General features: G+C 63.8%; 14 protein-coding genes. 4 read left to right on the top strand and 10 right to left on the bottom strand.

Translation table 11 applies throughout. From position 1 onward, the window contains the following. Positions 1–16: 16 nt before the first annotated feature. Entirely contained in the window at positions 17–181 is a 165-nt protein-coding gene (locus ACMDCR_RS10815) for a DUF1127 domain-containing protein (RefSeq protein WP_284311480.1), read from the bottom strand. Between the two features lie 335 nt (positions 182–516). Here ACMDCR_RS10815 and ACMDCR_RS10810 point away from each other — a divergent pair, with 335 nt between their 5' ends. Beyond that, the gene (locus tag ACMDCR_RS10810; RefSeq protein ID WP_413992530.1) at positions 517–1278 is read left to right on the top strand and encodes an ROK family protein; all 762 of its coding nucleotides are present in this window, start codon (positions 517–519) and stop codon (positions 1276–1278) included. Then, positions 1275–3671 (top strand): glucan 1,4-alpha-glucosidase, encoded by a 2397-nt coding sequence (locus ACMDCR_RS10805; RefSeq protein WP_413992529.1) that lies wholly within the window; start codon positions 1275–1277, stop codon positions 3669–3671. The genes ACMDCR_RS10810 and ACMDCR_RS10805 overlap by 4 nt, the downstream gene beginning before the upstream one ends. 135 nt (positions 3672–3806) lie before the next feature. Here the strand turns inward: ACMDCR_RS10805 and ACMDCR_RS10800 are convergent, their stop codons facing one another. The 6 genes from ACMDCR_RS10800 to ACMDCR_RS10775 form a co-directional block, all read right to left on the bottom strand. Continuing rightward, complete coding sequence (locus tag ACMDCR_RS10800; RefSeq protein WP_413992528.1) at positions 3807–3935, bottom strand: hypothetical protein; 129 nt, start codon at positions 3933–3935, stop codon at positions 3807–3809. Positions 3936–4023: 88 nt separating this feature from the next. Beyond that, a complete protein-coding gene (locus ACMDCR_RS10795) occupies positions 4024–4815 on the bottom strand; it encodes an anti-sigma factor family protein (protein WP_413992527.1) in 792 nt (263 codons plus the stop codon). Next, on the bottom strand, positions 4812–5363 hold the full coding sequence (locus ACMDCR_RS10790) for a sigma-70 family RNA polymerase sigma factor (RefSeq protein WP_413993583.1): 552 nt from the start codon (positions 5361–5363) through the stop codon (positions 4812–4814). The genes ACMDCR_RS10795 and ACMDCR_RS10790 overlap by 4 nt, the downstream gene beginning before the upstream one ends. Positions 5364–5367: 4 nt before the next feature. Further along, entirely contained in the window at positions 5368–6822 is a 1455-nt protein-coding gene (locus tag ACMDCR_RS10785; RefSeq protein WP_413992526.1) for a YncE family protein, read from the bottom strand. Between the two features lie 12 nt (positions 6823–6834). Further along, a complete protein-coding gene (locus tag ACMDCR_RS10780; protein ID WP_413992525.1) occupies positions 6835–7242 on the bottom strand; it encodes a DUF305 domain-containing protein in 408 nt (135 codons plus the stop codon). 273 nt (positions 7243–7515) lie between these two features. Further along, positions 7516–8391: an aldo/keto reductase gene (locus tag ACMDCR_RS10775; protein WP_413992524.1), complete on the bottom strand. Its 876-nt coding sequence runs from the start codon at positions 8389–8391 to the stop codon at positions 7516–7518. Between the two features lie 200 nt (positions 8392–8591). On the opposite strand from ACMDCR_RS10775, the gene ACMDCR_RS10770 reads away from it, so the two are divergent. Together ACMDCR_RS10770 and ACMDCR_RS10765 are read left to right on the top strand one after the other, a co-directional pair. After that, positions 8592–9842, top strand: a complete 1251-nt coding sequence (locus tag ACMDCR_RS10770; protein WP_413992523.1) for a PLP-dependent aminotransferase family protein — start codon at positions 8592–8594, stop codon at positions 9840–9842. A 326-nt stretch (positions 9843–10168) separates the two neighbouring features. Next, positions 10169–10483, top strand: a complete 315-nt coding sequence (locus tag ACMDCR_RS10765; protein WP_413992522.1) for a hypothetical protein — start codon at positions 10169–10171, stop codon at positions 10481–10483. A 204-nt stretch (positions 10484–10687) separates the two neighbouring features. On the opposite strand, the gene ACMDCR_RS10760 is transcribed toward ACMDCR_RS10765, so the two are convergent. The 3 genes from ACMDCR_RS10760 to ACMDCR_RS10750 form a co-directional block, all read right to left on the bottom strand. Continuing rightward, the gene (locus ACMDCR_RS10760) at positions 10688–11254 is read right to left on the bottom strand and encodes a transglutaminase-like cysteine peptidase (protein ID WP_413992521.1); all 567 of its coding nucleotides are present in this window, start codon (positions 11252–11254) and stop codon (positions 10688–10690) included. Positions 11255–11586: 332 nt separating this feature from the next. Then, a complete protein-coding gene (locus ACMDCR_RS10755) occupies positions 11587–12921 on the bottom strand; it encodes a S41 family peptidase (protein ID WP_413992520.1) in 1335 nt (444 codons plus the stop codon). Positions 12922–14399: 1478 nt separating this feature from the next. Next, positions 14400–15170 carry an SDR family oxidoreductase gene (locus ACMDCR_RS10750; protein ID WP_413992519.1) on the bottom strand — a complete coding sequence of 257 codons (771 nt, stop codon included), beginning with the start codon at positions 15168–15170 and terminating at the stop codon, positions 14400–14402. Positions 15171–15191: the final 21 nt, after the last annotated feature.

Below are 15191 nucleotides of genomic sequence, written 5' to 3'. Positions count from 1 at the left end.
TCCGGAGAGCAAATTCTTAGCGGGCAGCGCCGCGAGCGATCTCTTCAATGCGGCCGCGGAAAATACCAAGGTCCGACAGCTCACGATCATCGAGAGCCGACAGGGCCTGCAGGGTGCGGCGATAGTTACGATAAGCAGTGAGACGCGAAGTGATCGCAGAGATGAAGCCAAAGAGAACCATAACTTTTACTTTCCAAGTTCGATTGATTTGTTGGGCTGGGTTATATCCCGAATCCGCACCGAACGGTAAAAAATCGCACGCATAAGTGCGTATGCCGGCTATGCGGCGCCTGCATGGATTTCGTGCACGCCGCTTAATAAAACGGCAACAATCCGCCTCAATTGAGTGCAGGCCGTATGGTTAACAACCCTGGGTTTAGTTAGGAGCGGCATGCGCGTGGCGTGCGAGGGAATTCGGACACCCCCTTGCGCTTCAACACAAGTCAGCCACAATTGGACAGTCCCATCGTCACGGAACTGTTACGTAATGGAAGCCTAAAAAGAGGGAACGCGGAGTTGGCGAGCGCAAACACGGATATCCTGGCCATCGATATCGGCGGCACAGGCCTCAAGGCGGCGATCATCGACGCCAACGGCAAGATGAAGGGCGACCGCGTGCGGGTGCCCACCCCGCATCCCTGCCCGCCTGCCCTGCTGGTCGACACGCTGGCGCAGCTCGTCGCGCCCCTGCCCGCCTATGGCCGTATCTCTGTCGGCTTCCCCGGCATGGTTCGCCACGGCAAGATCCTCACCGCTCCCCATCTCAGCCCTGAAGGCTGGGACAATTTCCCGCTCGGCGCCAAGCTCTCGGCCAAGCTCGGCAAACCGTCGCGCGTGATCAACGACGCAGAGGTGCAGGGCCTGGGCCTGATCAAGGGCAAGGGCATCGAACTCGCCCTCACCCTCGGCACAGGCGCCGGCACGGCGGTATTCCGCGACGGCGAGCTGATGCCCCACATGGAGCTGGCGCACCACCCGATTACCAAGAACAAGACCTACGACGACTATATCGGCGAGGCCGCGCGCGAGAAGATCGGCAGCAAGCGGTGGAACAAGCGGGTCAAATATGTCACCGAGGTGCTCTTCACCCTGTTCCACTTCGATCATCTCTATCTCGGCGGCGGCAACACCAAGCATCTCAAGGTGGAATTTCCCAAGAACATCACAATCGGCTCCAATGACGCCGGCCTTGATGGCGGCGCCGCGCTGTGGCGGCTGAAGAATTATTGGTCGTCCGAGGAAGCCCCGCCGGCTCCCGCCAAGGGAGCCAAGACATGAGCCATGGCGAGGTGCCGCCCGGCGCCCCGGGCCTGCTGCCGCGCTGGACCTCCGCGGCCAAGAGCGGCATTGGCACTGCCGCCTCCCCAGCCAGCCGGGTGTGGTTCGCCCTCAGCCACGGCATTCTCAACGAGGTCTATTATCCGCGCATCGATCGTGCCTGCACGCGCGATTGTGGCCTCCTCGTCACCGCACCGGATTATTTCTCCGAGGAAAAGCGCGACACCGTCTCCGACATCCGCATGGACCAGGACGGTGTACCGGTCTTCAAGCTGGTCAACACCGCCAGCGACGGACGCTATCGCATCTCCAAGACCATCCTTGCCGATCCCTTCCACGAGAGCGTGCTGCAGGATATCCACTTCGAGGCCCTGCACGGCGAACTCGCCGACTACAAGCTCCATGTCCTGCTGGCGCCCCATATCTTCAACCAGGGTACCCACAACAACGCCTGGGTTGACGACTACAAGGGCTATGGCCTGCTGTTCGCCAGCGGCACCAACAATGTCTCCCTCGCCCTCGCCGCCTCTGTGCGGTGGAGCGCTCGCTCGACCGGCTTCGTCGGCACGTCGGATGGCTGGCAGACGCTGCATCGCGGCCAGGGGGTGGTTACCGACTGGCAGCGAGCGAGTGACGGCAACGTCGCGCTCACCGGCACGCTTGACCTCTCCGACAGCGATGGCCACGCTCTGGTGACGCTCGGCCTCGGCCTCGGGCCTGAGGAGGCGGCGCTCAACGCCATCGCCAGCCTGCAGCAGGGCATCGAGCCTGCTCGCAGCCGCAGCCACGAAATCTGGCAGGGCTGGCAGGGCGGCCTCGAGGCGCTCGATAGCCAGAGCCTCAGCGAGACCACCGGCTACCGTACCTCCACCGCCATGCTCGCCGCTCATCGCACTGGCGCCTTCACAGGCGGGGCCATCGCCAGCCTGTCGACGCCCTGGGGCTTCAACATGGGCGACAACAATCTCGGAGGCTATCACCTCGTCTGGCCGCGCGATCTCGTTGAGACGGCTGGCGGCTTCCTGGCAGCCGGCAGCCCGGCCGATGCCCGCGGCATCCTCGACTATCTCGCCGCCATCCAGGAAGAGGACGGGCACTGGTCGCAGAACAACTGGATCGACGGTCATCCCTATTGGGACGGCATCCAGATGGACGAGACCGCCTTCCCGATCCTGCTCTACGACATGCTCAAGCGGGCCGGCAGCATCACCGAGGCCGATCGCGCTCGTTTCCAGCCCACGCTGGAGAAGGCGGCGAGCTTCGTGCTGCGCAACGGCCCGGTCACCGACGAGGACCGCTGGGAAGAGGACACCGGCTATTCGCCCTTCACGCTCGCGGTGGAGATCGCCGCCCTTCTCGCTGCCGCCGACGCCATGGACGCAGCCCGCAAGCCGGCGGCCGCGACCTTCCTGCGGGAGACCGCCGACGGCTGGCATAGCGAAATCGACGACTGGACCTTCGCCACCGGCACGGACCTTGCCGGCAAGCTCGGAATCGAGGGGTATTATGTCCGCATCGGCCCCGGCGACATCGAGGACAGCGCCGGCCTAAGCGAGAATGTGCCGATCAAGAACCGCTCGGCGCAGGACGCCGTGCTCAGCGCCAAGATGCTGCTGAGCCCCGATGCGCTGGCGCTGGTACGCTTCGGCCTGCGCGAAGCCAATGATCCGCGCATGATCGCCACCGCGAAGGCGATCGACAGCCTCCTCAAGCGGGACCTGCCCAACGGACCCTATTGGTACCGCTATAACAATGATGGCTATGGCGAGCATGAGGACGGCTCGGCCTTCGATGGCACCGGCGTCGGCCGTCTCTGGCCGTTGCTGACGGGCGAGCGCGCCCATTACGAGCTCGCCGCCGGCCACCCGGAGGAAGCCAGGCGCCTGCTCAGGGCCCTGGAGCTCTCGGCCGGCCCCGGCGGCATGCTGCCCGAACAGATCTGGGACAGCCCGGACCAGCCGGAGGACGAACTCTTCTTCGGCAAGCCCTCGGGCAGCGCCATGCCTTTGGTCTGGGCGCATGGCGAGCACATCAAGCTCTTGCGCTCGTTGCGCGACGGCAAGGTGTTCGACACCCCGCCCCAGACAGTGGAGCGTTATTGCAGGCAAAAGGTCACGAGCAACAAGCGCTTCTGGCGCCTCAATCACCAGCGCAAGACGATCGCGCCGGGCGAGGTGCTGCGCGTGGAATTGCTGGACTTCTCCTCGGTCCGCTGGAGCTTCGACAAGTGGGCTGGTCACAGCGAAGACCACACCACCGATCCGGGCCTGGCCTTGCATTATGTCGACCTGCCGACGGCGAACCTGCCCGCCGGCTCAGAAATCCGCTTCCGCGTGACCCAGATCGGCGAGCCCTGGCCAGATGCGGATTTCGCGGTGACGGTGCGGGGGTAAAGGCGACGTGCTTAAGGGGAAAGGCACTTGGGGGGCGGGTCTTCAGACCCGGCTCTCGGCCGTGCCGTTCCCGTAACGAGCCGGGTCTGAAGACCCGCCCCCCATGTGTTCCCGCTTCGACCCAGGATCCCCGCTCTACATCGGCTCCAGCAGGCCGAAGACTGCCACCAGGGCCAGCACGCTCGCACCCAGCAGTAGGGCTGTCGTCTTCACGAGCAGATCGAAAGATCCGGGGAACCTCGACGTTTTGTCATTACCGGGCATGAGGAACTCCGAGCCTTTACCGGCATCGTTCTCGAGCGAGGCTCTTCAGAAATCCCATCGCCACTCTCCTCATGGAACTATGAAGCGATCAGATCGCCGCGTCGATCTGCCGACGGGCTTCGTCCGCCAGCGGATGCAGGAGGGCTGGTGGCGACGGGCCGACCAAGCTGTAACCGAGCCCATCCTTCGACCAGGTGACGCCGCCGGTACCGTCGAGGTCGAGCTCGGTCATCGGCGCGTTCTTGTCGACCTCCATCGGCCGCATCAGCATGGCGAGACGCGTGCCGCGGTCGTCGTCATAGAAGAACAGCCCGGCCGGGCCATGCGCTGTCGCCACCAGGCGCCCACCCATGAAGCGGTAGCCGGACTCGCTAAGATCGGGCACGGAGATGGGCCGCTGCAGGCGATTGGAGACCCACTTGACCAGTTCGGTGCGGGCATCGGCCTTGAGCTCCACCGGCCGCACATGGTCGGCGCCATAGACGGCGTAATTGTCGGCAGCCTCGCGCGCCAGGGTGGCGATGCCCCCGCTCTCGGGAGTCGGCACACCATGCAGGAACCAGCCGGAGGCGCCGCCGGCCAGCAATAGCACGAGGCCTGCAGCCATTGCCCGCCAGTCGGCGAACCAGGGTCGCCGTCGGTTATTTGCCTGCGTGGCCGCGATGATGCGATCGAGGTCAAGCCTCGGCGGCACCTTCTCCTCGGCGATGGGCTGGAGCACATGCCGCAATTCGCCACGCTGGGCGATATAGTCGGCGATACGCTCCGCCTCTTCGGGATGGCCGACGAGATAATCCTCGACATGGGCATGGGCAGCCTCGTCGAGCACGCCGTCGACAAAGGCCTGGAGTTCGTCTTCCGTCGGACGTTCGTTGTTCATTTCGGCCTCCGGAAGGCAGAAGGGTCGAGCCGCACGACATTGCCGCCATTCATCGCTTCGCGCAGTTTCTCGCGGGCACGCGCCAGCCGCGACATCACCGTCCCCAATGGAATATCGAGAACGCGCGCCGCTTCCGCGTAGCTGAGTTCTTCCACCGAGACCAGCAGGAGCACGCTGCGTTGTTCCTCCGGCAAAGTGGCGAGCGCCTTGATTATATCGCGTTGCAAGAGAGGGGATTCCTGTGCGGGCTGGTGTGCCAATGCGACTTCATCAGCTACTTCCAGACTGTCGTGACGGCCCCGCCGCGCCGCCTGCCGCATCTGGTTGACGGCGAGATTGTGGAGGATGGAGAACAGCCAGGGGCGCACTTCGCCATCCTGCCGCCGCTGCGACCAGTGGCTGATCGCCCGCTCGAGGCAGTCCTGCACCAGGTCGTCAGTGGCCACGGGATCGCGCACGAGTGCGCGCGCGTAGCGGCGCAAGGCCGGGATCTGCGGCTCGATCAGACGCTTCATGTCGTTAAGGGGCGCATCCCGATCGAGCCGCATCATCTCAATCCGCCTGGATCTGGACCGGCTTGCCGGTCTTGGCATCATCCCCCGCCAGGATCACCAGATAGCGCCTGGCGGACTTGCCGTCCCCCTGCACGATCTGGCGGATCGGCCCCACGGCATTGACAATAGCAGCCCCGGCCGGATTGGTCATGAAGCTTGCCAGCGGTTCGACGTTGCCGCTGCCATCGGCCTTGTCGGCAAGAGCCAGCACATAGGGCTGCTTCGGCTCGAGCCCGGTGACGGAGGCCTGCAGCACCTGGGCAAGACCCTGGTCGAATAGCGAGACGCTGGTTGGCGACGCCGCACCGCCCTTCACAGCCTTGAGCTGGAGATGGGCGGTCTGCCCGGCAAGGCCGAGCGGCTGCAGGTTCTGCGTTCCCTCGCCCTCGGGCACGGCATCGGGCACGTAGTTCACCGCCTGCGGCGCCTGGCCGATCGGGATGGTGGCGATCACCTTGTTGGTGGCCGTGTCGATGGCGGTGAGCGCATCGGCATTCTCCAGTCCGACATAGACGCGCGAGCCGTCTCCGGAGGGCCAGACGCCATGCGGCAACTTGCCGACGGGAATGGTCGCCACCAGACTGAAATCGGCGGTATTGAACACTTTCACCTCGTTGAGGCCGCCGATCGAGACATAGGCGAAGCTCCCCTTGGGCGTGCGCACGAGATTGACATGATTGGTGATGGGGCCGGTGTCGATCGATCGCAGCACGTTGAAGGGCGGCTTGGAGTTGAACACCATGGTCTTGCCCACATCCTTGAGCGTGAACCAGACCTGGTCGCCATCGGCGGAGGCGGCGATGTTCGGACAGAAGGGGCTGTCCTGCTTCACCTTGCCGACGATCTGGTGGTCGGCCACCGACACGACATCGGTCTCAGGATTGAAGGAGGAGCAGACATAGCCATATTTGCCGTCCGGCGAGAAGATCGTCATGCCCGGCCCGGCCGGCAGCTTGATGCGAGCTTTCTCTTCATAGGTCTGGCCGTCGATCACCGAGACATAGTCCTCGCCGCGCACGGTGACCCAGACTTCCTTGCCATCCGGCGTGAAGAAAGCCTCATGCGGAGCACGGCCGACATAGGTCGTATGCTTGACCGCGTTGGTGGCGGTGTCGATGAAGGTCACCGAATTGGTGCCGATCGAGACGACGGCGAGCGTGCGGTGGTCGGGCGAGAAACCCATGCCGTGCACGAGCACCTGGCCACGATAGAGCGGGCTGAGATTGCCGGGCTGCGGATCGCCAAGACGGATGACGCCGAGCAGCCGGTTGTCGACCGGATCGGTCACCGACACCGTGTTGGAGAACTGTTCGGCCGCATAGACGCGATCGCGATGGCTTACCGGAATGTCGGGCAAAGAGGCCGCGCCCGGCGCCTGGCCGGCAAAGGCGGGCCGCAGGCCGCCAAGGGCCGTGGTGGCCAGGACGGCCAGGATGAGCAATGACTTTTTCACGCGAGGCTCCTGTTACGGCTGATTGGGCGTGGCTTGGTCGGGGGAAGGCTGGGAGGGTGGAAGCGGTGCATTGATCGCCAGTTGCATCGCCGCGATCTCCTGCTGCTGCTCGACGATGATCTCCTGAGCGATGCGGCGCAGTTGCTCGTTCGAGCCGTAGCGCAGCTCGGCCTGAGCCATCTCGATGGCGCCCTGGTGATGCGGTTCCATCATCGCCACGAAATCGCGATCGACATCGCCGGTGGGCTTGGCGGCCATGCCGGCCATCATCCTGGCCATGGCGGCATCATTGGCATCGAGAAAGGGCTTCTCGTCCGTGCCAGCCTGGAGGGTAGAAACCAGGGACAGAAGGAGAGCACCGGCGAGGCCGGCCGTAGCAAGGCGGTGAAGCTGCGGCCGAAAAGATGAGGAGTTGCTCATTGAATCTCCCGAGCGAAAGGCATCGTCAGGGAGACAGACAAGCTAAGGGCGGCTTTATTCCAGGCGATCTTGAAATTTATTTGCCGCCATGCCGAAGCCGATAGGCGCTCATTTCAATTGACATGGCACAAACACCGTCATCGCGAGCGCAATGACGGGCTGGGATCTCGCCATCAATCTCCAACGTCAGCACTGACACCGCCGACCTCTGCCCCGCCGCAAAAACGGACCCGCAAGGGGTCCGTTCAAGCGTTCCCGGTCAAGCGTGATATCTCAGGCCGCCGAAGCCCTCTTGCCCTCGCTGTCGAGGGCAGTGAAATCGGCCTCGGAGAGGGTGACGTTCACCGCTGCGACATTCTCTTCCAGATGCGAGACCCTGGAGGTGCCGGGGATGGGCAGCATCACCGGGCTGCGCTTCAGCACCCAGGCGAGCGCCACCTGGCTCGGCGCTACTCCCTGCGCCTTGGCGAGACGGTCGAGCAGTGAGCCGGGCTTGGCGAGATCGCCGGCCGCCAGCGGATACCAGGGAATGAAGCCGATGCCGTGCTTCTCGCAATAATCCAGCACATCCTCGCTGCCGCGGTCGACGAGGTTGTAGCGGTTCTGCACGCTCACCACCGTGAAGACCTTGGCGGCGGCCTGGATCTCGGCCACCGAAACCTCGCTGAGGCCGGCGTGGCGGATGAGTCCCTCGTCGAGCAATTCCTTCACCGCACCGAACTGTTCATCGCGCGGCACCTTTGGATCGATGCGGTGCAACTGCCACAGATCGATCCGCTCGACGCCGAGCTTCTTCAGGCTCCTCTTGGCTTCAGCCTTGAGATAGTCGGGCCGGCCGTTCGGTGTCCAGATATCGGGACCGGAACGCGTCAGGCCGGCCTTGGTGGCGATGACCAGGCCCTTGTAGGGGTGCAGCGCCTCGTGAATCAGCTCCTCCGACACATCCGGGCCGTAGGAATTGGCCGTGTCGATGAAATTGACGCCGAGTTCCGGCAGGCGCTTCAGCGTTCGGATGGCCTCCGCGTGATCCGCCGGCGGGCCCCAGATACCCGAACCCGTAATGCGCATGGCGCCGAAGCCGAGGCGATGGACGGGAAGGTCACCGCCGATGTTGAAGCTGCCGGACTTTCCGGCATCCAGATCTGACATGGCATTGCTCCTTGTTGTGCGGGGCCAAGTCGCTGTGCATGGTCAAGCAGGCTCAGCCGGACCAGTCGAACTTATGCATGGCTGGCGGGATCGAAAAGGTGCGAGGCTGGCAAGAGTTTTGAAGCGGAACCGAATATCGTCTCCCGCGCAACATTCCGAATGATATGTCAGTATTATTGACATATTTTCCTCGAAGGCGCATGGTGTCCGCAACAAGCCTTCAGGAGGATACGGTCTTGGACTGGGAAGCGATCTTCGCCACGCGCTCGGGGCGGATGCGGGCGTCGGAAATCCGCGAATTGCTCAAGCTCCTGGAGCAGCCCGACATCATCTCCTTCGCCGGTGGCATTCCCGATCCCTCGCTCTTTCCGAAGGAGGCCTTCCGTGAGGCCTATGCCAGCGTGCTGGCGGATGGCAGCGCCGCTGCAGCCCTGCAATATTCCACCAGCGAGGGCTTCCCGGCCCTGCGCGACTGGGTGATGGGCCAGATGACCGCGCTCGGCGTCGATTGCGGGCCCGACAATATCCTGATCACCTCGGGATCGCAGCAGGCGCTCGACTATCTCGGCAAGCTCTTGCTCTCGCCCGGCGATACCGCCCTCGTGACCTGGCCGACCTATCTCGGCGCGCTGCAGGCCTTCAACGCCTATGAGCCGCGCTATGACAGGCTGACACCGATGCACGGCAACCGCACGCCGGCCGCCTATCGGGACGCCGCCGAAAAGGCGGGCGGCCAGGTGAAGTTCGCCTATCTCACGCCTGATTTCGACAATCCCACCGGCGAGACGCTCGACAAGGCGGCTCGCGAGCGCGTGCTCGATCTCGCCGAAGAGCTCGACATCGTGGTGATCGAGGATACGGCCTATCAATCGCTGCGCTATGACGGGACCGCCGTCCCCTCGATGCTGGCGCTGGACGTCATGAGGCATGGTGGCATCAACGCAACGCGCACCATTTCCTGCGGCAGCTTCTCCAAGACGCTGTCGCCGGGCCTGCGCATGGGCTGGATCTGCGCCGCCGCCCCCGTGATCCGCAAACTCGTATTGATGAAGCAGGCCTCCGACCTGCACAGTCCCACCATCAACCAGATGGCGATGCACCACGTCGCCGAGCACGCTTTCCCGGCCCAGGTCGAGAAGATCCGCGGCGCCTATCGCCATCGCCGCGACCGTATGCTCGCCGCGCTCGATCGCCATATGCCCGGCGGTGTGAGCTGGACGCGGCCGGAAGGCGGCATGTTCATCTGGGTCACCCTGCCCGAGCAACTCGACGGGGCCGAATTGCTGGCCCGAGCGATCGAGACGGCGCGCATCGCCTTCGTGCCCGGCCGCGCCTTCCATGCCGACGGCACCGGCGCGAATACTATCCGCCTCAGTTTCTCGCTCGCCGGCGACGAGGCGATCGACCAGGGCATCGAGCGGCTTGGAAAGGTCATCCGGGAGTCGCTCTGAACAGCGGCAAGGCCGGGCAGACTCGCCCATTCCAGGGTCGGTTCGACGGCGTCTGGCCGGCCCAAGAGCAGAAAGCCATCGCTGGGCCGATGGCTTTAGAAAAGCACGCCAAGTCGGGTCGCGACCTCAAGATCTCTTCAGTTTCTCATATGAGCGCCCAACTATCACCACACCAAAATGCCATACTGAAAACGTGCCTTAACGTCACTCTGTTTGAGGGATGCCGAGACACGTCGTGACTTCCAACATAAACTGCCGCCAGCTTCGGCTGGCGGACTTTGTGAAATTGCAGACTGGTGCGAATTATTGTTGTTGAGGCCTAGGGCATGCGTGTTCGTTTCACCATCCTTGCTCTCTTGCTAGCGGCTGCTCCGATCGGCAATGCCTCAGCCGCGGTCTTCCTCGACCAGCCCAGCGACGCGGAGGCGACCGCCGCCTATCGCGCCATCCCGGCGGTCGCACAAGGCAATTCCCAATCTCAGCACGGGACCGCCACGATCAAATCCTGCAAGGCCGCCACCGGCGAGCCTGGTGTAGTCTGCCTAACGAGCGTGAAGAAGACGCCGGCCGCCTCGGCCGAGGTCGTGACCATCCACTTCGCCCGCGGCCCGGATAGCGCCTGGGTGGCGACCCTGGAGTAGAAGGCACCCTGCTGGTGCCAATGCGGTTCACTTAAGCAAGAGCGAGTTCGCGCTACTTTTGTCATTGCCGGGCTTATCCCGACAATCCGGCATGGAACACTGTCGTTGAGGGCATGGCTGGGTCCCGGGACAAGCCCGGGTATGACAAAATTGAGCGTTTCCCGCCTCAAGTGAACCTATTGCCCTGACGGCGCAGGTTTTCGATCAATTGGCTCTGGCGGCGAGACGGCTGGACGTCTCGGGTGCGCCGGCGGCGCCCGGCTCGATCGACACCCAGACATTGGGGTTCTCCTGCGATTGGCGCGAATAGAACTGGTAGCCTGTCGCGTCCCAGGAGCGGATGTTGCCAACCATGTTGTCGAGGATGAAATCGCCGCGATCCGTCTTCACGGTGAGGATGGCATGCCCCTCACCGTTCAGGTCGCGGACGATCGTCATGAGCAGGGCCTGGCGCGGAAACCCCTGTTCCATCAATAACCTGCGCTTCTGGAGCGCATAGATCTTGCAGTCGCCCATGCCATCCACGGGATAGTCCCAGTGATCGACCAAGGTGCCCCAATGGTCGAAATTGCTGATCGGCACGATGGCGGCATTCACCTCACGGTTGATGCGGTCGAGGATCTGCCAGGTGTGGAGGCTCAGCTTGACGTCGACCGCCGGCAGTGGGGGAACCTTGCATTCCTCGGGCCGGCGTCCGCAAAAATCCACCCAGCCATGGGGCATGTGCGTCGGGCCGCCGATGATCGCGTAAGTCGCCTGAGGGATGCTCACGCCGCTCGCCTGGGCATGGGGCGATGCCTCGGCGCTTCCGGCAATCGCCGTGCAGAAAGACAGAACCCAAAAGGAGAGCCTGAACCAGCGCCACATTATCGTCGCCACCGTATTGCCGCCCAGCTTGAGCAATTAGGGACGAGGCAAGGGGCTGGATCAATGCAATCCTTAAAGAAAGGTTAATGCGACATCGCACGAAGCCGGGCAGCTCCATTCGACGTGACGCACCAAACGCGCCATGGGCTCGACGATGGACAAATCCGATAGCGGCGGCGCAACAGCCACGGACCCGATCCGTGAACCGGGCCCAAGCCCTATCGCGCCGCGTGACCTCAGTTCGGAATGGCCGCCTTCGCATCCGGCGGGAAATAGGCGCTCTTCTGCGTGCCCTCGAGCAGCTTGATCGCCGCTTGGAGCTGAGTGTCGTCCTTCTCGTCGGCCGGCACATAGGCCGAGGAGCCGCCCTCCTCCGACTTGTCGTCGCCGGGATTGGCAAGATGGCCCTTGAGGCCAGCCTCGCCATGGGTCTCGTCCTGCCCCTTGAGGTCGGCGGGGACGTTCTCGGTCACCACAATCTCCGGCTCGATGCCCTTGGCCTGGATCGAGCGGCCGGAAGGCGTGTAGTAGCGCGCCGTGGTCAGGCGCAGGGCGCCATCACCCTGCAGCGGGATGATGGTCTGCACCGAGCCCTTGCCGAAGGAGCGCGTGCCGAGGATGGTAGCGCGGCGATGATCCTGCAGGGCGCCCGCCACGATCTCCGAGGCCGAGGCCGAGCCGCCATTGACGAGCACGATCAGCGGCTTGCCGCCGGTGAGGTCCGTTCCGCTGGCGGTGAAGCGCTGCACGTCGTCGGGGTTGCGCCCGCGGGTGGTGACGACCTCGCCGCGGCCAAGGAAGGCGCCGGACACCGCGATCGCCTGGTCGAGGAGGCCGCCGGGATCGTCGCGCAGGTCAACGACATAGCCCTTGAGCTTGTCCTTGCCGATGTCCTTGTTCAGCTTGTCCAGGCTCTTCTTCAGGCCGTCGAAGGTCTGCTCGGTGAACTGGCTGATGCGGATGTAGCCGATATCGTCGCCGAGCTTGCGCGAATTCACCGAGGCGACCTTGACGATGTCGCGTATCAGCTTGACGTCGAAGGGATCGGTCTTGCCGGGGCGCTGGATCTTCAAGATGACCGGCGTGTGGATCGGCCCGCGCAGTTTGGCGACCGCCTGCTCCAACGTCATGCCCTGGATCGAGACGCCATCGACGGCGATGATGCTGTCACCGGCCAGGACGCCGGCCTTGGCGGCGGGCGAATCGTCGATCGGAGAGACGATCTTGATCACGCCGTTCTCCGCGGAGACCTCGGCGCCGATGCCGCCGAACTGGCCGGAGGTCTGCTCCTGCATATCCTGGAAGCTCTTGGCATCCATGTAGTTTGAATGGGGATCGAGCGAGGTGAGCATGCCGTCGAGTGCCGCCGCCACCAGCTTGCTGTCGTCGGGCTTTTCGACATAGTCGTCGCGCACATGTTCGAAGACATCGCCGAACAGGTTGAGCTGCTTGTAGACGTCCGAATCGGCTGCGCGCGCATGCCCGACCAGAAGCAGCTGCGGATGCGTCACCGCAACGGTGGCCATCGCGCCCAGGGCGACGCCGCAAAGAAGAATGGAAAGCTTTTTCATCGTTCGGGGACCCATCGTGCCTACGGCGACTATCTCTAAAGCGTTTTGCAATCTGCCGGGATCGGCAGGAATCGCAAAGACGCGTCTAAACAAAGAGCGAGAGCAAACCGGCGTTCATGCTTAAACGCGCTTTGCTCCAGCACACCCAGCTCGACGCGATCCCAGCCTCGGACGTTCGGGGTATACCACCATCTATGAATAGAGATTGATTTTGGTGTTTTCTAGGTCAATAAGGCTGCCTGATCCAAAAGGTGTTGAGCATTTTTGAGCCGATGGGCCGAAAGTGATCGCCCGCATGCTGCGCTGCCTCGACGGTAGCGGCTTGGTGGCCATATCCCGGCACTCCAGCACCCGGGCAACCCCCGGCGGACAAGGCGGACAGACAACATCCCACTCACGCGGTTCTGATCGATACCACGCCGCTGATTCTGGCACTGTGCGATCCACAAGCGAGAGTCGCGCATGCGCCGGGAGATTATTTAGCGATCCCCAAGCGTTAGCCGCCTTCTTACCGCCATAGCCAAGCGCTCTCGTTCCCACGCCCTTTCCGGCTGGGTTGATGAGGAGACCGGGCGATGGCGGCTGCGGGGCAGCCGTGTAAGCAGGATTCATGGAAGATGGCAGGCCGCCTTGTCGGTGCCAGACGCCATCGCCCCGTTCCGGCGGCCGGGCACGCTGACAAGGCGCGCAAGGCCACCTGTTTTTCCGCCTTCTGAAGGCGGAGGCGAGCCTGGAGCGGATGGCACGGACCATCCGAACCCGACCCAGCCGGCTCGGCACAGGGGCTGAGCGACGTCCGTCCTGGCCGGACGGTGGCATCAGCCGTCTTCACCGCATCGGCGGGACGTGGAGACGAAGGCGTTGCCGGGCTCAAGCCCTTCACGCTCCGTCCGGGGATCCAGGGCACTTCCATGGGGTGCCGATCCCGTCTGTCCCGCTCGTCACCCCTGGCGGCCGGCTTCGAGAGAAGCAGGACCGCCGCATGCGCCTGCCGCCTGGACAGGCTGTCGGGGTGGATGGAGGCGTTCGGGGCCGGGGTGTACCTTCGCCGGCCGCTGACGCCTCATTCCGTTACGGAATATAGCATGGGAACGAACGAAAGTCAAGATCCGTTCTATTTCTGTCTGGCCTGTGACCAACGGCGTGCATCACCGGCGCAGGAGGAGGCCACGCGGAGTGTTATCGATCGATCTGGTCGCTGACGAGCGGTTTGACCGGCTGACCAAGGGATCGTTCGAGAATGAGCGCCTCAAGCGCCGAGCCCGCACTCCCGACACCGGCTTGCCGGTTCACTTACTTTTTAACGGCCCCTAACAGAGCAAAAAAGGCGCAGATTTGTCATGCCCGGCCCGTCCCGGGCATCCGGTCCCTAACCATGTTCGCGTCACCCTCGATCTACACCGGACACTTGTCCGGTGGGGGACGAGCCCGGTGATGACAAAAAGTCGAGGTTCCCGCGATTTTTCGTTCAGGCCCCCTCAGATCGACTTCACCTCGCCGCCGTCCATGCGGAGCGCCGAACCCGTCATCCAGCGTGCCCCAGGCGAGACCAGGAAGGCCATCAGCTCGGCGATTTCCTCCGGCTCGCCATAGCGGGCAATGCCGGCTTCCTTCGGGAAGTTGGCGGTCGCCTCCTCCACCGTCATGTCGTGCAGCGGCGCCCAGTGCTGGAGATAGGAGCGGCGGCGGCCCGTCATCACCGGGCCGGGCAGGACACTGTTGACCTGCACGCCATCGGCGATGCCGCGATCGGAAAAGGCCTTTGCCAACGCCACGATCGCGGCGTTGATCGTGCCGACGGCCGCATAGGGCGCCTTCGGGAACAAGGCAGAGTTGCCCGACATCAGCACCACCGATCCCCTCGCCGCCCTGAGGGCCGGCCATGCGGCGATGGTGAGCCGCCGGGCACCGTGCAGCTTCAGGGCGAGGCCGTTGTCCCACTGCTCGTCGGTCATCTCGAAGAGATCGATCTGCGGCACAGCTCCGGCGACGTTGAGCAGCGCATCGATGCGGCCAAAAGCCTGCAGCGTCTGATCGACCACGGCTTGCGCCACCGAAGGCTTGGCGAGATCACCATCGATGACGAGTGTCCTGGCGCCGGCCGCTTCCACCGCCTTCGCCGTTTCCTCGAGATTGGCGCGGCTGCGCGCCACCAGCACAAGTGCCGAGAAGTCCCGGGCGAGGCGTATGGCCGTGGCCTGGCCAATGCCCTGGCTGGCGCCTGTGACGATCGCGACTGAGTTGGACATCCGAAGTCTCCCTGATTTGAG

Origin of the sequence: Labrys okinawensis (genome assembly GCF_047345005.1) — a bacterium.
GTDB lineage: Bacteria > Pseudomonadota > Alphaproteobacteria > Rhizobiales > Labraceae > Labrys > Labrys okinawensis.
Note: the sequence above shows the minus strand (reverse complement) of the source record. Positions and strands in the feature narration are given on the sequence as shown.